This is a genomic window from Xenophilus azovorans DSM 13620 (genome assembly GCF_000745855.1).
In the GTDB taxonomy this organism is placed as follows: Bacteria; Pseudomonadota; Gammaproteobacteria; order Burkholderiales; family Burkholderiaceae_C; genus Xenophilus; species Xenophilus azovorans.
Genome location: NZ_JQKD01000006.1, coordinates 1 through 19506, shown reverse-complemented (window position 1 = coordinate 19506; position 19506 = coordinate 1). Strand labels below are relative to the sequence as shown.

The 19506-nt window shown below is 71.9% G+C and carries 12 protein-coding genes; 5 read left to right on the top strand and 7 right to left on the bottom strand.

Going from position 1 to position 19506, the window contains the following annotated elements; translation table 11 throughout:
- Positions 1-39: 39 nt before the first annotated feature.
- Complete coding sequence (locus tag Q392_RS04370; RefSeq protein WP_245610639.1) at positions 40-1149, top strand: AraC family transcriptional regulator; 1110 nt, start codon at positions 40-42, stop codon at positions 1147-1149.
- On the opposite strand, the gene Q392_RS04365 is transcribed toward Q392_RS04370, so the two are convergent.
- From Q392_RS04365 to Q392_RS04345, 5 genes are all read right to left on the bottom strand, one after another.
- Positions 1071-2036 (bottom strand): alpha-ketoacid dehydrogenase subunit beta, encoded by a 966-nt coding sequence (locus Q392_RS04365; protein ID WP_425425160.1) that lies wholly within the window; start codon positions 2034-2036, stop codon positions 1071-1073. The two genes, Q392_RS04370 and Q392_RS04365, sit on opposite strands and share 79 nt — an antisense overlap.
- Positions 2033-3052 carry a thiamine pyrophosphate-dependent dehydrogenase E1 component subunit alpha gene (locus Q392_RS04360; protein ID WP_038201926.1) on the bottom strand — a complete coding sequence of 340 codons (1020 nt, stop codon included), beginning with the start codon at positions 3050-3052 and terminating at the stop codon, positions 2033-2035. Before Q392_RS04360 ends, Q392_RS04365 begins: the two co-directional genes overlap by 4 nt.
- A 101-nt stretch (positions 3053-3153) precedes the next feature.
- Positions 3154-3915 carry a hypothetical protein gene (locus tag Q392_RS04355; protein ID WP_038201924.1) on the bottom strand — a complete coding sequence of 254 codons (762 nt, stop codon included), beginning with the start codon at positions 3913-3915 and terminating at the stop codon, positions 3154-3156.
- A 149-nt stretch (positions 3916-4064) separates the two neighbouring features.
- On the bottom strand, positions 4065-4934 hold the full coding sequence (locus tag Q392_RS04350) for an OmpA family protein (RefSeq protein WP_038201920.1): 870 nt from the start codon (positions 4932-4934) through the stop codon (positions 4065-4067).
- Positions 4935-4951: 17 nt separating this feature from the next.
- Positions 4952-11008, bottom strand: coding sequence for an ESPR-type extended signal peptide-containing protein (locus tag Q392_RS04345; RefSeq protein WP_038201917.1), 6057 nt, complete (start codon positions 11006-11008; stop codon positions 4952-4954).
- A gap of 274 nt (positions 11009-11282) precedes the next feature.
- On the opposite strand from Q392_RS04345, the gene Q392_RS04340 reads away from it, so the two are divergent.
- The 3 genes from Q392_RS04340 to Q392_RS04330 are packed head-to-tail and all read left to right on the top strand — an operon-like array spanning position 11283 to position 15602.
- Positions 11283-12011 (top strand): response regulator transcription factor, encoded by a 729-nt coding sequence (locus tag Q392_RS04340; RefSeq protein ID WP_038201916.1) that lies wholly within the window; start codon positions 11283-11285, stop codon positions 12009-12011.
- On the top strand, positions 12008-13279 hold the full coding sequence (locus tag Q392_RS31205) for a FecR family protein (protein ID WP_051952891.1): 1272 nt from the start codon (positions 12008-12010) through the stop codon (positions 13277-13279). The genes Q392_RS04340 and Q392_RS31205 overlap by 4 nt, the downstream gene beginning before the upstream one ends.
- Before the next feature lie 16 nt (positions 13280-13295).
- Complete coding sequence (locus Q392_RS04330) at positions 13296-15602, top strand: CHASE2 domain-containing protein (protein WP_038201913.1); 2307 nt, start codon at positions 13296-13298, stop codon at positions 15600-15602.
- 7 nt (positions 15603-15609) lie between these two features.
- Here the strand turns inward: Q392_RS04330 and Q392_RS04325 are convergent, their stop codons facing one another.
- On the bottom strand, positions 15610-16851 hold the full coding sequence (locus tag Q392_RS04325) for a helix-turn-helix domain-containing protein (RefSeq protein WP_038201911.1): 1242 nt from the start codon (positions 16849-16851) through the stop codon (positions 15610-15612).
- Between the two features lie 136 nt (positions 16852-16987).
- Between Q392_RS04325 and Q392_RS04320 the strand changes: the two genes are divergently transcribed.
- The gene (locus Q392_RS04320) at positions 16988-19087 is read left to right on the top strand and encodes a PQQ-dependent dehydrogenase, methanol/ethanol family (protein WP_038201908.1); all 2100 of its coding nucleotides are present in this window, start codon (positions 16988-16990) and stop codon (positions 19085-19087) included.
- Between the two features lie 71 nt (positions 19088-19158).
- Here Q392_RS04320 and Q392_RS04315 read toward each other — a convergent pair.
- Positions 19159-19506 (bottom strand): tripartite tricarboxylate transporter substrate-binding protein (locus Q392_RS04315; protein WP_038201906.1); only part of this gene is annotated, 348 nt, incomplete at its 5' end.

Sequence of the window (19506 nt, the reverse complement as noted above, 5' to 3'; positions counted from 1 at the left end):
CCTTGATTCTTCGCAGGCGGCCGTGCCGCCTCAACCGCCGTGCGTCCGCAAGAAGGCACGATTCGTCCCGCCCTGGGCTGCATGGACGCGCTGAGCGAGGTGCTGGCCGCCTGCCGCGTCGAGCGCGCGGTGACGGCGCGCTTCTCGCTGCACGCGCCCTGGGCGCTGCGCTCCGACGGGCTGCCCGGCGTGATGCTGCGCCTCGCGCGCGGCGCACCGTGGTGGCTGCTGCTGGACGGCGCCGCCCCGGTGCAGGTGCAGGCCGGCGACCTGCTCATGCTGCCGCTGGGCAGCGCCCATCAGCTCGCGTCGGCGCCTGGCCTGCCGGCCACGCCCTTCGCCGAGCTGATCGCGCGCCATGCGGAGGGCCCGCGCGACGAGAACCCGCTGGTCTTCCGCCACGGCGGCGCGGGCGAGGCGACGCAGGTGGACTCCGTGCTGCTGTGGTTCTCGGCCTGGAGCCGCCACGCCGTGCTGCAACAGCTGCCGCCGCTGATCCACCTGCGCGCGGCCGAGGTGCCCTGGCTGCCGCGCCTGGCTGCGGCGATGGAGGCGCTGACCGAGGACAGCCTCGCGCGCCGGCCCGGCTGGCGCGTCTCGGCGGCACGCATGGGCGAGCTGCTGGCGGTCAACCTGCTGCGCGAGCACCTGGCCCGCACCCCGGCGCACGGCGAGGGCTGGCTGCGCGGCCTGGGCGACCCGGCCATCGGCCGCGCGCTGGCCGCGCTGCACCGCGCGCCGCAGCGCGACTGGCGCCTGGAGACCCTGGCGCGCGAGGCCGCCATGTCGCGCTCGCGCTTCGCCGAGCGCTTCCGCGCGGTGGTCGGCGCCACGCCCATCGGCTACCTGACGGCGCACCGCATGGCGCTGGCGGCCGAGCAGATCGAGGCCGGCCGTCAGCCGCTGGCGCGCATCGCCGAGGCGGCGGGCTACGAGTCGGAGAAAGTGTTCTCGCGCGCCTTCCGCCGCTGGGCCGGGCTGCCGCCCACCGCCTGGCTGCGGCGCGAGCGCGCGCGCCGGCAGGCGCTGATGGATTTCGGCGGGGCGGACGCGGAAGAAGAAGCGGGCGCTCAGCCCACCAGCCGCCGCGCGGCCGCCGCCACCGCCGCCGCGTCAATGCGCGACGCGGCCTCCAGCACCGGCGCGTAGCCCACCGGGATGCGCGGCGCGCCCAGGCGTGCCACGCGGCAGCCGGTGGCCTCGGCCGCCGTCGCGGCGATCTCGGCGCCGAAGCCCGCCGCCTGGATCGCCTCGTGCACCACCAGCAGCCGGCCGGTGCGGGCGCACGATTCGAGCACCGTCTCGCGGTCCCAGGGCCAGAGCGTGCGCAGGTCGATCAGGTCGACGCCGATGCCCTCGGCCGCGAGCTGCTCGCAGGCCTCCTGGCACACGCGCAACTGCCGGCTCCAGCTCACCAGCGTGAGCGCATCGCCGCGGCGCACGCGCGCGGCGCGGCCCAGCGGCACGGCCAGCGATTCATCGACCGCGCCGCGCATGCCCCACAGCGTCTTGTGCTCGATGTAGACCACCGGATCGCCGCATGCCAGCGCGGCGCGCAGCAGCGAGAAGTTGTCCTGCGGCGTCGCCGGGCACACCACCGCCACGCCCGGCAGGTGCGCGAACCACGCCTCCAGGCTCTGCGAATGCTGCGCGGCCGAGGCGTCCCAGATGCCGCCCGGCATGCGCGCCACCAGCGGCACGCGGCCCTGGCCGCCGAACATGTAGCGGTTCTTGGCGGCCTGGTTCACCAGCTCGTCCATGCCGCACAGCGCGAAATCCACCACGCGCATCTCGACCACCGGCTTCAGGCCGGCCAGCGCCATGCCCACGCCGGCGCCCATGATGGCGGCCTCGCTGATCGGCGTGTCGATCACCCGGCTGCTGCCGAAGCGCTCCTGCAGCCCCCTGTACTGGCCGAAGATGCCGCCGCGGCCCACGTCCTCGCCCAGCACCACGACCCGCTCGTCGGCCTGCATCTCGTGCGCCAGCGCGAGCGCGGCGGCCTCGGCGTAGCTGCGTTCTTGCGCGTCGTTCATCGCCATTGGCCGGCTCCCGTGGTCTGCACGTCGGTGTAGGCGGCCTCGGGGGCGGGCCAGGGCGCGGCGTCGGCCGAGGCCAGCGCGGCCTGCACCTCGTCCTGCGCCTCGTTCTCGACGGCGTCCAGCGCCGCGGCGTCGATGCCGCCGGCCAGCAGGCGCTCGCGGGCGCGGGCGATCGGGTCCGTCTCCAGTGCGGCGGCCAGCTCGGCCGGGTCGCGGTACGCGGCCGGGTCCACCGAGACGTGGCCCTTCACGCGGTACGTCACCGCGTGCAGCAGGCGCGGCCCCTGGCCGTCGCGCACCTCGGCCACCAGCCGCGCCGCGGCCTCGTGCACCGCGAACACGTCGTTGCCGTCCACCGGCGTGGCCGGGATGCCCAGCGCCACCGCGCGCGCCGAGGCGCCTTCGCCGGCCGTCATCGGGCCGCTGGCGGTGGTGGCGCTCCAGCGGTTGTCCTCGCACACGAACAGCACCGGCAGGCCGTACACCTTCGCCCAGTTCAGCGATTCGAGGAAAGGCCCGCGGTTGATCGCGCCGTCGCCGAAGAAGCAGGCCGTGATCGCTTCGCGCTGCTGGAGTTTCTGCGCATGCGCCGCGCCCACCGCGATCGGCAGCCCCGCCGCCACCACGCCGTTGGCGCCCAGCATGCCCACCGAGAAGTCGGCGATGTGCATCGAGCCGCCCTTGCCGCCGTTGAAGCCGGTGGCCTTGCCGAACAGCTCGGCCATCATGCGGCCCATGTCGGCGCCCTTGGCCAGCGTGTGGCCGTGGCCGCGGTGGGTGGAGGTGAGGTAGTCGGCCGCCGCCAGGTGCGCGCACACGCCGGCGGGCACGGCTTCCTGCCCGGTCGACAGGTGCAGCGGGCCGCGCACCTTGGCGGCGCCGGCGGCCTGCTGCCCGTAGGCGCTGACACCGCCCTGGCTGGCCACCTCGGCCGCGTTTTCGAAGGCGCGGATACGCACCATGGTGCGGTACAGCGCCAGCGCCGCCGCGGGGGGAAGGGGGGAATGCATCTTGTCTCCAGCGCACCCGTGTGGCGCGCGCTGCGCAAAATCGTAACAGCCGGGGCGACGGGCCACAGCCGGGGCTTTCCTCCCTGTGGACGCGGCGCCGCCTACAGGCCGCCGGGCGTGCTGTCGGCGAAGTCGCGCCGGCCGGTGTCGCGTTCGCCGGGCGGCTCGGGCGCAGGCCGCGCCGCCGCGGCCACCGCGCGGAGCTGGTAGTGGGTGCCCGTGGCCTGCAGCACGTAGCCGTGCCGGCCGTCGAGCTCGAGCACCTCCAGCGCCCAGGCCGCGTGCGCGGCGACCGCGGCGGCGCGCATCCTGCCTTCGCCGCCCCATGCCAGGCGATGCAGGTCGGCCCAGGCGATCTCCACGTCGCGGTGCAGGAACAGGCTCAGTACGAAGCGGAACTTGTGCGGCGACAGCCGCAGCGTGCCCAGCTCGGCGACGTCCACGCTGTTCGCTTCCGGGTCGAAGCGGTAGCTGCCCCACCGCGGAACCCACTTCGCCGAGACCTCCTGGCGCGCGAGGAAGCTGCGCACGTTCTGCAGCACCGCGGGCAGGCCGCCCGACAGCATCGCCAGCTCGTGGCGCGGCGATTGGCCGAGGAAGGTGGGCAGCAGCGACGCCTGCCCATGCTCGATCAGCGCGATGGTCGGAACATTCCAGCGCGCGCGCAGTGGATGCCACACCGCCTCACCCTCGCCCATGCGGGCATCGAGCACCACCGCATCGCACTTCACCTTGGACCAGGTCTTCGGCGAGGCGCGCCGGAGCATGCGCAGGTCGATGATCCAGCCCTGCCGTTCATGGACGATGGCCGACACGCCGGACCACAGTGCCGGATGTGCCGTCAGCAACGCCACCCTGAGCATGTCTTCTCCCTGAGCATCCTGATCTTTCTTCTATTTCGTCCGTCCCGATGTCAGCGACATCGGCCGCGGCGTCCGCAGCCGTTCGATCCCGGCGCGGAGGAACGGCGCGACATCAGCCGTCGAATCCGCGCGCCGAGTCCGGCGACGGCTCAGTTGCCGCCCTGCACCTCGACTTCGACCCGGCGGTTGGGCTGCAGGCACTTCACCAGTTCCGGCGTGGCGCGCGAGCCGGCGCAGTCGCTCACCACCGGCTGGCGCTTGCCCATGCCGACGGCGCGCACCTTGGCGCGGTCGATGCCGCCCTGCACCAGCAGGTCGCGCACGGTGTCGGCGCGCGCCTGCGACAGCGCCTGGTTGTAGGTGTCCGTGCCCAGCCGGTCCGTGTGGCCGGTGACGGTGATGTAGTGCAGTACCTTGAAGTTGGCGCGGATGTCGGCGGCCAACTGCGAGATGCGCTCGCGCCCCTCGGGCAGCAGGTCCGCGGGGCCGGCGCCGTCGAAGCGGAACAGGCCGTCCGCGGACAGGCTCACCTTCTGCGGCGGCATCAGCGTCGGCGCCGCCGGGATGGGCGTCACCGCCGGCGGGTTCGCCAGGGCGGCGCAGTCCGCCGTCTTCCACCATGCACCGGTGGCCAGTTCCGCGCCGTCGTAGCGCACCATGTACTGGCAGGTCACGTAGTCGCTGGGCGTCTTGCCCGTGCGCAGGTGGAACAGGTAGTTCCATTCGCGCACGCCCCACAGCCCTTCGCTGAAATGCGGCCAGCCCAGCAGCTCGCGCACCTGGTCCTTGCCCATGCCGGGCGCCATCTTGCGCACGTTCTCCAGGTTGGGGAAGGCGCCCTCCTTCCACTTCGCGGACGCCGGATCGGGCCATTCCTGCGCGGTCGGTTCCGCCGGCCGGGCGGCGATCGCGCGCGCCTCGGCCTCCTTGTCGATGGCGCGGCCGGGCGCGGCGCATCCCGCCAGCATTGCGGTCAGGCCGGCGAGCACCGGCGTCCAGAGCAGCATCTTCGTCTTCATGTGTCGTTCCTCCCAGATCAATCGAACACCCACTCGGCGCCCACCGTGGCCGCCACCCCGCCGCGGCTGGCCGAGGCGCCGCCCGTCAGGCTCCAGGCGTTGTTCTCCGAGGTGCGCCGGAAGCTCACGCCCATGGCCGACTGGCCCTGGTAGTAGCCGTAGCCGACGCGCATCGTCGTCTTGCCGGGAATCGACAGCGCCGGCGCCTGCACCGCCATGGCCGAGGCCACGCCCGCATAGGCCTTCTGCCCGATGGTGTTGATCTGGTCGCCCAACTGGTTCAGCCGCAGGCTGGTGGCGGCGGTGTTGGCGTTGAGCTGGTTGACGTTGACCGCATCGGTGCCGTTGACGCCCGGCGCCACGTTGGTGATGGCGGTGCCGCCGGCGTTGATGCCGCTGGTGGTCATGCTCGGCCCGCCCTGGATGCTCACCCCGTTGTTCGTGATGCTGGTGTTGCCCACGGTCAGGCTGTTGAAGGTGGGGTTGTCGTTCACCGCGAAGGCCACGTTCGCCCCGTTCTGCGTGAGCACCATGTTGTTGCCCGCCGTGTAGGTGGCCACGCCGCCCGGCCCCACGTTGGCCACGCTGGTGCCCACCGCCACCCCCGTGCCCGTGGCCGCCGTGGTCACGTTGATGCCCGCGTTGGCCGTCACGCTCAGCGTCTCAAGCGCCTGGTTGGTGGCATACAGCTGGCTGCCGTTGACCGCGTCCGTGCTGGTGGCGCTGAGCTGGCCGGCCGCCACGTTCTGGATCTGGCGTTCCTGGCCGGCCGAGCCGACGCTGACCACGCCGGCGGGGTTGGCGCCCGCGAAGGTGTAGTCCTGCCCGCGGATGGTGGTGCCGGAGGTCGGTGTGGCAGCGGTGGTGGTGCTGCCCGCGCCCAGTGCGACGCTGTTGGCGGTGGTAGCGCTGGCGTTGGCGCCCATGGCCACTGCGTTGGCGGCGCTGGCCGTCGCGCCCGGGCCGGAGGCGATGCTGTTGGCGCCGCTGGCGCCGCTGTTGTCGTAGTTGGCCTGCTGGGTGCCGCCGTCGTTGACGCTGTAGTAGTGCGAGCTGGCGTTGTTGACGATGGTGGTGATGCTGCCGCCGATGGCGTTGACCTGGCTGGCCACCGAATACAGCTGGCTGCCGTTGACGGCGTCGGTGCTGGTGGCCGTGATCGCGCCCGGCGCCACGTTGACGATCTGGCGCTCCGCGCCCGCTGCGCCCACGCTGACCACGCCCGTGGCGGTGCCGGCGAAGCCGCCGTAGGTGATGGTCGGGCCGGCCGAGTAGGTGACCGTGCCGTCCGGATTCAGCGTGGCGATCACTCCGGGAATGGTGGCGTCGTTGACCTGCACCGCCGCCTTGTCCGTGCTGCCCGCGCCCAACGCCACGTTGCTGGCATGACTCACGATGGTACCGTTGCCAAGGGCTACGCCATCGGCCGCGCTGACGGTGGCGCCGTTGCCCAGCACCATGGCGCTATTGGCGGTCACGGTGTTGTTGTTGCCGAGCACGCGCACACCGGTGATTCCGCCGCTCAGGCTGTTGCCCGAGCCATGCACCCCGCTCTCGCTTACATCGGTGATCTCGTTCCTGTCGCCGATCGCAGAAACGATGGTGGCGTTATTAAGGGTGTTTTCTGCACCGAAGACGCCCACCGTGCCCGCACTGCCGGTCACCGCGTTGCCGCCACCCACGATGAAAGTGTTATTTGAGTTCTGCACTACGTTCTGACCGCCAGTGATGCTGATGCCGAACGCGTCGCTAATCTCGTTATCGATGCCATAGACACCCACGCCGATGCTGCTGCCAACAGTGTTGCCCGAGCCGATCGTCATGGCCGACAGGGACGATGACACCTCGTTGCCGCCTCCGAAGACCGCAACGCGGCTGCTCTTGTCGATCGTGTTGTCCACGCCAACTGCCGTGTTGCTGGTCGTCAGGGCCGCGAGGCCAAGGTAGTTGCCGCTGATCGTGTTGCCACTGCCGACGGCCGTGCTGTCCTTGCTCGACACGTTGTTTTCGTATCCGGCAGCCGTACTGCGGTCACCGCTGGCCGAGGTATTCACGCCAGCGGCCAGTGCGTTCGCGCCCGTCGCGCCGTCGTTGTCGTAGTTGCTGCCTGCGCCCGTAACGGCGGACTTGATGCTGTAGTAATGCACTGCGCCCGCCGCCGCCGCACTGGAGACGGCCCTGAGCTGCGCCACGTTCACGGCATCGGTGTCCACGCTGCCGGCCGCCACGTTGGTGATCTGGCGTGTATTGCCCGCCGAGCCCACGCTCACTGCAGCCAGTGTGCTCTGCGTGGCATTGATGGCATCGGTCTGCGCGCCGCCCGCGCCGCCGGGCACGTAACCCGCAATGCCCGCCGCCGTATTCGCGACGCTGCCCGCACCGAGCGCGACACCATCGGCCACTGTGACACTGGCACTGGCGCCCAACGCGACGGCACGATTCACGCCCGCCCCAAGCTGAACGTTGTTGCCCAGGATGAAGGCTTCGTTCGTGCCTGCCGCAATCTTGTTGTTGTTGCCGATCGCATAGCTGTCGTCGCCGTCGATGAAGCTGGGATCGCCGATGGCACCCGAACGCGCGCCCGTCACCACGTTGCCCGTGCCGATGCTGATGCTGCCGACACCCGTGGCCTGCGCGCCCGTGCCGATGGCGATGGCGTTGACCGCCTTCGATTTGGCGCCGTAGCCGATCGCCACGGCTTGGCTTGCGTACGTCCAGGCCGAGTCGCCGATCGCGATAGTGCGGTTGGTCACCGTGCCCTTGGTTTCGTCGGGGAAACCGCCTTCGTAGACCGCGCCGTTGCCTGCCCAGCGGCCGATGGCCACGTTCCGGCTGCCCTTGGTGCCCCATCCCGACGTATCGCCCATGGCCACGTTCGAGTCGCCGTTCACATAGGCGCCGGACTGCAGGCCCACGGCCGTGTTGCGAGAACTGTTGATCGCGGCCGAGCCCACGAACTGGCCGGCCATGCTACCGAGTGCAGTATTCGAGAAGCCATAGACATTGCCGCCCGCGCTTCCGCCCAATGCTGTATTCGAGTCGCCAGTGACACGGGTACCGGCGGTCTGGCCGACAGCGGTGTTGGAGTTTCCGAGGACCACGGTGCCCGAGTTGGCGGTGCCTATGGCGAGATTGTTGGACCCGCTGCTGTTCGCCCCGGCGTTGTCGCCGATCCAGACGTTGGCCTGTTGATTCGTAGCCGTGGGGGTGGAGTTCTTGCCCGCGCCATAGCCGATGGACACGCCGCCGGCGTATGCATTGGCCTCGTAGCCCATGGCAATGCTGCCGATGCCCGCCGCCTTGGCGCTAACGCCTGCAGCCAGGCTGTTGGGACCTGTGGCGCCGTCGTTGTCGTAGTTGCCGCCTGGCGTGCCGTTGTCGTTGACGCTGTAGTAGTGCACCGCGCCCGCCGCCGCTGCGCTGGAGACAGCCTTGAGTTGGGCCACGTTCACGGCATCGGTGTCCACTGCGCCCGCCGCCACGCCGGTGATCTGGCGGTATTGGCCATTGGCTGCGTCGCCTACGCTCACCGCGCCCAGCGTGCCGGTGGTGGCCGCGATTGATGCCTGCTGCGCAGCATCCGCGCCGGCTGGCACAAAGCCGGCAACGCCAGCCGTGGTGTTCGCCACGCTGCCCGCGCCCAGCGCCACGCCGCCGGCCGCGGTCACGTCAGTGCCGTTGCCCAGTGCGGTGGCGTTCGCCACGTCGATGTTGACGTTGTTGCCCAGGACGAAGGTGTTGGTGGCGGCGGCGGCCAGGGTATTGTTGTTGCCCACGCTGTAGCTGTCGGCGGCGTCGATCACGGTGGGGTCGCCGATGGCACCCGAGCGCGCTCCCGTCACCACGTTGCCCGTGCCGATGCTGATGCTGCTGACGCCCGCAGCTTTGGCATTCGTGCCAATGGCGATGGCATCGGTTTGGGAGGCATTTGCTCTGTTACCCAAGGCAAGCGCCTGTTCGCCGGATGCTGTGTTGGCCCGGCCCAATGCCACGGCGTATTTGCCGGCGACGGTGTTGCCCACGCCCACGGCAAGTGCACCATCGTTGCTCAAGGTGTTCTGCGAACCCACTGCGACCGGGGCCACGCCGCCCGTGCCTGGCACGGTGGCAGTCACCGTATTCGATCGGCCCAATGCAATGGCGTACTGAGCGTTGCTGCCGATGCTGTTGACGGCGCCCACGGCGATCGTGGTGGGCGCCTCGATGGTGTTCTGGTTGCCCAGAGCCACCGCCCCCGTAGCGCCCGTGCCGCTGGTGGTGTTGCCCAAACCAAACACTGAGGTGTTCTGGCCGCCCACGGTGTTTCCACTGCCCACCGCGGTTGAGTTGCCGAAAGCCCCTGTAATCCGGTTGTTGTAGCCCACGGCCGTGCTTTGCTGGCCGGTGCCTGCATTGTTCATCGCGCCCACGGCCGTTGTGTTCACGCCGGCCGCCGTGCTGTCGCCGATGGCGATGGCATCCGCGGCCGAGGCCTTGCTGCCATAGCCCAGCGCCGTGGAACGCGGGCCGGTGGCTTGCGCTGCGTTGCCCGGAACGTCGTCGCCGCCGATGGCGGTGGCGTTCTCGCCTGTGCCCTGAGCGTTGGCGCCTACGGCAATGGCATCCGCCGCGGTGACGTCAGCGCTGTAGCCCAGCACGACGGCGCGGTTGGCCACGCCGTAGGCGGCACTGGCCTGGTAGCCGACGGCCGTGGCGTGCAGGGCCGTGGCGTCGGCGCCGTAGCCGATGGCGATGCCGCCCAGGTGCATCCCCGAGCCGATGGTTCCGCCGCTCGTGGCACCGGCACCGATGGCGACGGACTCGTTCCAGGATTCGGCGCCCTGCCCCAGCGCGACGCTCTGATTGCGGCTGGCCCGCGAACCCATGCCCAGTGCGATGCTCCCCTGCCCGTCGGCCAAGGCGCTCTGGCCGATGGCGATCTGGCTGGTGTCCGACGGATAGGAGGCGCTGCCCGCGCGGGCGCCCAGGCCCATGGCAATGGCGTTGGGGTCCTGCGCCGTGCTGTCGCCGATGGCAATGGTGTCGGTGCCGCTGGCGGTGCTGCCATAGCCCAGTGCGGTGGCACGGTCGGCAGTTGCCTTGGCCGCATTGGCAGACACCTGGCTGCCGCCGATGGCGGTGGTACCCACGCCGGATGCGGTCACGTTGGCACCGATGGCAAGGGCGTCCCGCTGGCTTGCCTTGGCCCAGTCGCCCATGGCAATGGCGTTGTAGCCCGTCGCTTCGGTGATGCGGCCGATGGCGATGGCGCTGCTGCCGCCCGCGTTCGCGCCGTCGCCCAGCGCCACCGTGGCAAAGTTGGTCGATTGGGCCGTGGTGCCCAACGCGACCGAGCGTGCACCGGTGGCATAGGCGCCATTGCCGAGCGCCAGCGAGCCCTCGCCCGTTGCGGTGCTGGCGCGTCCCAAGGCCACCGAGCCATCGCCCGTCGCCGTGTTGGAAGAGCCGATGGCCACCGCGCCATCGCCGTCGGCCGTCTGCGAGCGACCGATGGCCACGGCGCCGATGTCCGGCGAGCTGGTGGGTGTGGCGCTGGCGCTGGTGCCCTGCGAGCCGATGGCGACGTTGTAGCCCTGCGCCCCCGAGGTGACGTCATCGCCCAAGGCAACGCCGGAGGCGCCTTGGGCCTTGGCGCCGGCGCCGATGGCGACGGCGTTGGCCGCGGTGGCCTGGGTGTCCGCATTGCCCAGGACAATGGCCCCCGCACCCCCGAGGTTGCTGCCGACCCAGGTGCTTAGCGCGGTGAAGTTGGGCGCAGCGGCGCTGCCGGCAGGGCCGGTGACGGTGGCGAAGCCGCCGCTGCCGTTGGGCACCTGGCAGACCCAGGCGCCGCTGCTGCCGGGGCGGGCGCAGGTGGCGCCCGTGGCGGCGTCGGTGATCGGCGTATCGGCGAGTGCCGGCGCAGACAGCCCGGCCAGCGCCAGCAGCACGCCGCCGGCCACGCCGCTCAGGATCGGCGCCCCCACGGCGCGGACGCGTGCGCGGGCCGGCTTGCCGTGCGCCTTGGCGATCTCGGACGCGGCGACCCACGCGCCGAGGGAATCGTTCCAAATGGAGCGGTAGCTTTTATTCATGGCGTCTTGTTCGGAAGAAGGGAGGGGGCAGGATGGGGCGTGGCGCGCAAGCTTCTCGCGGCCTCTTCATCGGCTTGGCCGGGATGCTCCGGGAAATGCCGCCACGGCACACCGTGCTCGCGAGATTTCGCGACATTCACAGTCACATTCTGAGCTGATTCGTGACATTTAATGAATACTTTGGCCCATATACCCTTGCATGAATTCGTCAGATTTCGACAGGGTGTTGCTCGGTCAGAATACGTTTTCTTACGTGCCTCCTTCTGTCTCCTGCATGCGCATAGCGATCCTTGAGGACGACCCGATCCAGCAGGGCCTGCTGGTGCGCACGCTCGTGCGCCAGCTGGGCGGCGAGGAGCGCGTGCATTGCCGCGCCTTCTCCGACGGGCGGGAACTGCAGCGCCTGCTGCGGCGCGAGTCCTTCGATCTGGTGATCCTGGACTGGGCAGCGCCCTCGCTGGACGGCATGGAGGTGCTGCAGTGGCTGCGCACCTGGAAGGACAGCAGCGTTCCGGTGCTGATGCTCAGTTCCAAGGGCGCGGACCGCGACGTGGCCGATGCGCTGAACGCGGGGGCGAACGACTATGTCGTGAAGCCGTTCCGGCCCCTCGAACTGCAAGCGCGCGTCATGAGGCTGCTGCGGCCCGTCCAGCCGCTGGCGCCGGACCGCCGGCAGACCTTCGGCCACTGGACGCTGGACCCGGTGGCGCAATCGGTCGGCTACCAGGAGGCGCCGGATGCGCCCGCCGAGCAGCATGCGCTGACTGGCCGGGAGTTCCAGTTGATGCAGCTGCTGTTCGGCCGGCTGGGGCAGACGGTTTCGCGTGCCCACCTGCTGGAGGCGGCGGGCTATCCGACCGAGGACGAGCCGTCGCGCACGCTCGACAGCCATATCTACCGCCTGCGCAGGAAGCTGCGGCTCGACGCGGAGCGGGGCATGAGCCTGCGCGCCGTCTACGGGCAGGGTTACTGCCTCGACGCGATGGAGGATGCCGCTCGATGAACCGTCTGGCTTCTGCGCACGGCCTGGCTGCCGCCCTGCTGTTCCCGTTCCTGGCCCTGCCTGCCGGGGGGCTCTTCGCGCAGCAAGCGCACGTGGTGCAGCCCGGCGAGACGCTGTGGGGCATCTCGGGCGAGCGCTACGGCCAGCCGACCCGCTGGCCCGACGTGCAGCGGCGCAACGGCATCGCCGAGCCGCGGCGCCTGCAGCCGGGCACGGTGCTGTACTTCGCCGACGGCCGGCTGCTCGGCGAGGACGAGGCGATGGTGCTGGCGGTCGCCGGCAAGGCATGGCGTCGGCACGGGGGCAGGGCAGACGAGCCGCTGGCGCCGGGCGCCGCGGTCCGCGCGGGCGACGTGGTGGCGACGGAGGCGAAGGGCTTCCTGACGCTGGGGCTGCAGGACGGCAGCCGGTCGGTGATCCCGTCGGGCAGCGCGGTCGAGGTGGAGCGGATCGGGCGCGGCGGCGTGCGCCTGCGGCTGTTGCACGGCGAGATCGAGTCGCAGGTCCGCAGGCAGCAGCCGGGGCAGGAGTTCGAGATCCGTTCGCGCTCGGTGGTGCTGGGTGTGCGCGGCACGCACTTTCGCGTGCGCGACCGCGACGGGCACCTGACCGGCGAGGTCATCGAGGGGCAGGTCGCGGTGCAGGGCGGCGGCGCGGCGCCGCTGCTGCTCGATGCGGGGCAGGGCGCGGTGCTGGCCGGCGCCTCGGGGCGCGCCGAGGCGCGGCCGCTGCTGCCGGCGCCCCGGTTCACCGGGCAGGCCTTCTCCGAGGCCGCGCCGACGACGGCGGCGGTGGGCGCGGTGCCGGGCGCGCAGGGCTACCGCTGGCGCGTCGCGCAGGACGACCTGTTCCTCGCGCCGGTGGCCGAGTTCGCGAGCGAGGACGCGACGCTGCCGCTGCCGGCCGACCTGGATCCGGGCTTCTACCACCTGAGCGTCGCGGCGCTGGATGCCGACCGCCTGGAGGGCATGCCGGGCGAGCGCCTGTTCTACATGCCGGCGCCCCAGGGCGGGATGCGCCGGCTGGCCGACGGACGGGTGGAAATCCGGTGGGCCGCGTCATCGGCGCGCCGCTACAGGCTCGAGCTGTCGCTCGAACCGGACTTTGCCGCGACAGCGGTCGACCTGAAGGGGCTGCAGGCCACCGGCGCGGTGGTGGGGCCCTTCGCCATCGGCGGGCGGTACCACTGGCGGGTGAGCGAGACGTCCGACGGCGAGCACTACGGCAGGCCGTTCGCGGGAGGCAGCTTCGACGCGTCCGCGCGTTGACGCAGCAGGAGCCGGCATGCAGGCGCCCAGGCTGACCGGCGCGCTGGTCGCGATCGTGCTGCTGGCCGCGGCCCTGGCCTGGCTGGCGCAGAAGCCAGGCCTGGCGCAACTGGACATGCTGGCCTACGACCGGATGCTGCCGCTGGCCGCGCAGCCGCCCTCCGCCGACATCCTGATCGTGGCCATCGACGAGCCCAGCCTGGCCGCGCTGGGCCGCTGGCCCTGGCCGCGCGGCACGCATGCGCAACTGCTCTCGCGGCTGGCGGACGCGGGGGCCGCCAAGGTGCTGCTCGACCTGTTCCTCGCCGAGCCCAGCGTGGACGCGCGGGAGGACCAGCGGCTTGCGCAGGCCATGGGGCGGCTGCCGGTGTATCTGCCGATGATGGCGGAGCGCGACCCGCGGGCGCCGGAGGCCGGGCAGCAGGGGTTCCAGCGGCCGCTGCCGCTGTTCGAGGCGCAGGCCCGCGGCGTCGGGCATGCGGAACTGGTGCTCGACGCCGACGGCGTCGCCCGCAACCTGTTCCTGCGCATGGGGCCGGCCGGCGACCTCCAGCCCTACGTCGGGGCGCTGGTGGCCGGGCGGTCGTCCTCGGCCGAGGCCGGGCGCGAGGATGCGTCCGGCTGGCGCTATGCGGACCGCATGCGCATCGCCTACGCCGGCGCGTCGGGGAGCTACGACAGGGTCTCCTACGTGCGCGTGCTCGACGGCGAGGTGCCGCCGGCGCGGCTGCGGGGGCGGACGGTGCTCGTCGGCGGCACGGCGCCGGGCCTGGGCGACCAGGTCTTCGCGCCGGCCTCGGCGCGCGCCGGGCTGCTGCCAGGCGTGGAGGTGCATGCCAACGCGATCGATCAGCTGATGCAGGGCAGGGCCATCCACGAGTTGCCGGCGCCGGCCCTGGCGGCCTGGATCGCCGCGGTGCTGGCGCTGGCGGCGGGCCTGCTGCGGTGGCAGCCCGGGGTCGGGCTGGTGATGGTGGCCGCGGTGGCCGGCGGCTGCGTGGCCGTGAGCGTGGCGGCGCTGTACGGGTTCGGCTGGTGGCTGCCGGCGGCCACGCCGCTGGCCGGGCTGGCGCTGCTGTATGCGGGCTGGAGCTGGCTGCGCCTGCGCGGGCAGTTGCGCTTCCTGGCGAACAAGGCCAGGGCGCTGCAGGCGGTGCCGGCGGGCATCTTCGAGATCGTCGCCGCGCCGGCGGCCGGTGCGGGGCCGCAGCCGCCGAAGGAGGCGCTGGACCGCGCGATCCAGCGCACCCTGCGTCTGCAGGCGCTCACCGAGTCGGCACTGCGCGCGATGCCGATGGGGGTGCTGCTGTGCGATCCGCTGGGGCGCGTGGTCGGCTGCAACGCCGCCGCCGTGCGATGGCTGGGCGGCGCGGCAGCGGGCGGCGATGCGGCCGATGCGCAGCCCTTCCGGGGCCGGCAACTGGCCGACCTGCTGGCGCCCCTGCGGCGGCAGGCGCGCGGCGCCGCGGTGGCCGACGTGCAGCGGGGCCCCGCCTGGCTGGCGGCGCTGGCGAGCGAGTACGCCACGGCGCGCGGGCAGCACCTGCAACTGCTCGCCGCGCCCGTGGCGGCGCCGGCCGGCCAGGCGCCGCCGGGCTACATCGTCGTGCTGGCCGACCTGACTTCCGAGCGCGAGGCGCAGCGCCAGCGCGAGCAGTGGAACCGCTTCCTCTCGCACGACCTGCGCAGCCCGCAGGTGGCGATCCTCGGCCTGCTCGACCTGGACGAAGGGCGGTCGGTGGCCGCGCCGATGGCGGCGTCGATCCGCCGCGAGGTGCAGCGGACCCTGGCGCTCGCCGAGGATTTCCTCGACGTCTCGCACGCCTGGATGGGCAGCTACCGCGTCGCGCCCACGCACGTGGCGACGGTGATGCTCGACGTGCGCGACCAGGTGTGGGCCGCGGCGCGGCGCGCGGGCGTGTCGGTGGAGCTGCGTTTCGACGAGGAGGAGGCCGAGGACGTCGAGGCGCCGCTGGACGGCGCGCTGGTCGTGCGGGCGCTGGTGAACCTGGTGCTCAATGCCGTCGCGCACAGTCCGTCCGGCTCGGCCGTGCGGCTGTGCTGCGCCTTCGATGCGCAATGGGTGTTCGTCTCCATCGCGGACGACGGCGCCGGCATGGCGCCGGCCGTGCTCCAGCGGCTGCTGTCGGGCAGCGGCGAGGCGGAGCCCGGGCCCGTGCGCAGCGACGGCGTGACCCGCTCCCACGGGCTGGGCTTCGAGTTCGCGCGCACCGTGATCGCCCGCCACGGCGGCTGGATCGAGGGCTGGTCGGCGCCGGGCGGCGGCTGCACGCTGTGCATCGGGCTGCCGCGCGGGGCGTGAGGCGGGCTCAGGGGCCTTCGCCTCGGCCGCGCAGCCGGCGGTAGAGCGTGCCGCGCGAGACGCCCAGCGCCCGCGCGGCGCCGGAGACGTTGCCGCCGTGGGCCGCCAGCGCCTGCCGGACCAGCCGCTGCTCGTGGTCGCGCAGCGTGCCGGCGGCGTCGGGGCTGCCGTCCGCACCGTGTCCGGCAGCAGCGGCTTCGCCGTGCTCTGCCGGCGCGGTCCGTGCCTGCGCCTCGGGCACGTCGGCCGGCGGCTGCAGCGCCACCGCATGCCGGAAGTCCACGCCGTCGGCCGCGCGCAGGCTGGCGCGCATCCACACGCCCAGCCCGCTGGCCAGCCGCATCGGCTGGGCGTCCTCGTGCCGGCCCAGGCGCAGCAGCGCGGGCAGGTCGTGGCCCAGCAGGCCGGCCACGCCGCGCTCGCCGGGCGCCTGCGGCAGGCGGCCGATCAGGCGCGCGGCGGCGTCGTTGAGCCAGGCCACGGTGCCGTCGGCGGCGATGCCGGCCAGCGCCTCCAGCGGCGTGCCCAGCAGCGCCGGGCTGGCCTGGAAGCGCAGGATCAGGTGCTCGCCGGCCTGCGCCTGGAGCAGCCGGTTCTCGATGGTGGTGGCGTACAGGCCCACCATCTGCGCGGCGTCGAAGCCGAAGCGCCGCGCCTCGACCGAGAGGTCCAGCACGCCGGCCAGCCGGCCGTGCACGTCGTGGATCGGCGCGGCGGCGCAGTGCATCTCGTGCAGCAGCTCGAAATAGTGCTCGCCGCCCATGACGGTGCAGGCCTGGCCGGTGCTGGCGACGATGCCCGGCGCGGTGGTGCCCACGCGCTGCTCGGCGATGTTCACGCCCACGCGCGCGGTCACCCGCAGCACCGGCTGCGCGGCCGCGGCCGGGTGGTGGGTGACGTGCAGCACCACGCCCTCGCGGTCGGTGAGGATCACGCGGCAGTCGGTGCCGGCCAGCGCGTCCTCCATCGCCGCCAGCTCGGCGCGCGCGGCCTCCAGCAGCTCGCGGTTGCGGCCGAGCGCGGCATGCAGCCGGCTGGGTGTGACGGCGTCGAAGGCGACGGCGCGGCGCGTGTCCTCGTGGCTGCGGCGGCAGCGCATCCATGACTGGATCACCGCCTCGCCCACCAGGCCCGAGGGGCGCACGCCTTCCTCGAAGAACTGCCGGCGCGCCAGCGCCACCCGCTGCGCAGGCGTGGTGCTGAACAACTGCCGCGGCGCGGTGTCGGCGCGGCGCAGGGGCTGGGTCATCGTGGTCTCCTGCCCGCCGCAGGGCGAACCGCGCGAATGTGTTCCGCAACGGAACAGGTCCCCACTGGGGAAATCCCGAAGGTGATGCGCGCCGCCGCACGGCCGATGCTGCGCGACACAACAAGGAGACCGCACGATGAAAGCACTTGGGATGGCCGTGCTCGCGCTCGGCATCGGGGCCACCGCGTCCGCGCAAGGAAACGCCGACGCCGCCGCGCGGGCCGCAGCGGCAGTGAAGAAGGTGGACGGCCAGTTCATCCGCGCCAACGCCGCGAAGACGCCCGACTGGCCCAGCGTCGGCCTGGACTACGCGGAGACGCGCTACTCCCGGCTCGACCAGATCGACACCGGCAACGTCAGGCAGCTCGGCCTGGTGTGGTCCTACGACCTGCAGAGCACGCGCGGCGTGGAGGCCACGCCGCTGGTGGTGGACGGCATCATGTACGTCACCGCCTCGTGGAGCGTGGTGCATGCCGTCGACGCGCGCACCGGCCAGAAGCTGTGGACCTTCGATCCCGGGGTGGACCGGTCCAGGGGCTTTCGCGGCTGCTGCGACGTGGTCAATCGCGGCGTGGCGCTGTGGAAGGGCAAGGTCTACGTGGGCGCCTACGACGGGCGGCTGATCGCGCTGGACGCCGCCACCGGGCAGAAGCTGTGGGAGAAGGACACGCTGATCGACCACGCGCGCAGCTACACCATCACCGGTGCGCCGCGCGTGTTCAAGGGCAAGGTGATCATCGGCAACGGCGGCGCCGAGTACGGCGTGCGCGGCTACATCACCGCCTACGACGCCGAGACGGGCGAGCAGAAGTGGCGCTGGTTCACCGTGCCGGGCGATCCGTCCAGGCCCTTCGAGGACGCCTCGATGGAGAAGGCGGCGAAGACCTGGGACCCGTCCGGCAAGTGGTGGGAGGCCGGCGGCGGCGGCACGGTGTGGGACACCATGGCCTTCGACCCCGAGCTGAACCTGATGTACATCGGCACCGGCAACGGCTCGCCCTGGGCACGCTCCAAGCGCAGCCCCAAGGGCGGCGACAACCTGTACCTGGCGTCGATCGTCGCGCTCGACCCCGACACGGGCAAGTACAAGTGGCACTACCAGGAGACGCCCGGCGACAACTGGGACTACACCTCCACGCAGCCGATGATCCTGGCCGACATCAAGGTGAACGGCAAGCCGCGCAAGGTGATCCTGCACGCGCCGAAGAACGGCTTCTTCTTCGTCATCGACCGCACCAACGGGCAGTTCATCTCGGCGAAGAACTTCGTCGAGGTGAACTGGGCCACGGGCTACGACGCCAAGGGCCGGCCGGTCGAGACGGCCAGCGCGCGCCAGGGCGACAAGCCGGGCGACGCGATCCCCGGCCCCTTCGGCGCGCACAACTGGCACCCGATGTCCTTCAACCCGAAGACGGGGCTGGTCTACCTGCCCGCGCAGCACGTGCCGCTGACGCTGATGGACGACAAGGACTGGAAGTTCAACGAGAACGTGCCGCTGCGCCCGCATGCGGCGCAGGGCTGGAACACGGCCATGTTCCTCAACGCCGAGCCGCCCAAGAGCAAGCCGATGGGCCGGCTGGTGGCCTGGGACCCGGTGGCGCAGAAGGAAGCGTGGGGCGTGGAGCATGTCTCGCCGTGGAACGGCGGCACGCTGACCACCGCCGGCAACCTGGTCTTCCAGGGCACGGCCGACGGGCGCCTGGTGGCCTACGACGCGAAGAGCGGCGCCAAGCTGTGGGAGACGCCCACCGGCACCGGCGTGGTGGCGGCGCCGGCCACCTACATGGTGGGCGGCAAGCAGTACGTCTCGGTCGCCGTCGGCTGGGGCGGCGTGTACGGGCTGGCGCAGCGCGCCACCGAGCGCCAGGGGCCGGGCACCGTCTACACCTTCGCCGTGGGCGGCAGCGCGAAGATGCCGGACTTCGTGCAGTACCGCATGGGCAAGCTGCTGCAAGGCGTGAAGTACGACCCGGCCAAGGTGCAGGCGGGCACCGGCCTGTACGTGGCCAACTGCGTGTTCTGCCACGGCGTGCCGGGCGTGGACCGCGGCGGCAACATCCCCAACCTGGGTTACATGGAGCCGGCCTTCATCGAGAACCTGGGCACCTTCCTCTTCAAGGGGCCGGCCATGGCGCGCGGTATGCCGGACTTCACCGGCAAGCTGTCGGCGGACGACGTCGAGGCGATCAAGGCCTTCATCCAGGGCACGGCCGACGCCATCCGGCCGAAGAACTGAGCGCCATGAAAAAGCCCGCCGGGTTCACCGGCGGGCTTTGTCGTTGACGTGCGAGCGCTTGGCTTGCGTCGTCAGTCTGCGTAGACGCCGGCGGCCTTGATGACCGGCCCGAACCGGGCCACCTCGGACTGCACGAACTTCTTGTGCTCGGCCGGCTCCACGCGCTTGTCCGCCGCCACCACCGCACCGAGCGCCTCCTCGCGCTTGATGAAGTCCGGGTCCTTCAGCGCCGTCTTCAGCGCATCGTTGAGCTTCTTGAGCACCGGCGCCGGCGTGCCCTTGGGCGCGTACAGCCCGTGCCAGATCGTCACCTGGAAGCCCTTGAGCCCCGAGGCGTCCAGCGTCGGCAGGTCCTTGAGCGCCGGCGTCGTCAGCGGCTTGAGCGTGGTCACCGCGTACGCCTTGACCTTCTTGCCCTC

Coding starts and splice junctions, on each gene's coding strand:
- Q392_RS04365 (WP_425425160.1), bottom strand. CDS start 2,036: ATGAACGACGCGCAAGAACGCAGCTACGCCGAGGCCGCCGCGCTCGCG.
- Q392_RS04360 (WP_038201926.1), bottom strand. CDS start 3,052: ATGCATTCCCCCCTTCCCCCCGCGGCGGCGCTGGCGCTGTACCGCACC.
- Q392_RS04355 (WP_038201924.1), bottom strand. CDS start 3,915: ATGCTCAGGGTGGCGTTGCTGACGGCACATCCGGCACTGTGGTCCGGC.
- Q392_RS04350 (WP_038201920.1), bottom strand. CDS start 4,934: ATGAAGACGAAGATGCTGCTCTGGACGCCGGTGCTCGCCGGCCTGACC.
- Q392_RS04345 (WP_038201917.1), bottom strand. CDS start 11,008: ATGAATAAAAGCTACCGCTCCATTTGGAACGATTCCCTCGGCGCGTGG.
- Q392_RS04340 (WP_038201916.1), top strand. CDS start 11,283: ATGCGCATAGCGATCCTTGAGGACGACCCGATCCAGCAGGGCCTGCTG.
- Q392_RS31205 (WP_051952891.1), top strand. CDS start 12,008: ATGAACCGTCTGGCTTCTGCGCACGGCCTGGCTGCCGCCCTGCTGTTC.
- Q392_RS04330 (WP_038201913.1), top strand. CDS start 13,296: ATGCAGGCGCCCAGGCTGACCGGCGCGCTGGTCGCGATCGTGCTGCTG.
- Q392_RS04325 (WP_038201911.1), bottom strand. CDS start 16,851: ATGACCCAGCCCCTGCGCCGCGCCGACACCGCGCCGCGGCAGTTGTTC.
- Q392_RS04320 (WP_038201908.1), top strand. CDS start 16,988: ATGAAAGCACTTGGGATGGCCGTGCTCGCGCTCGGCATCGGGGCCACC.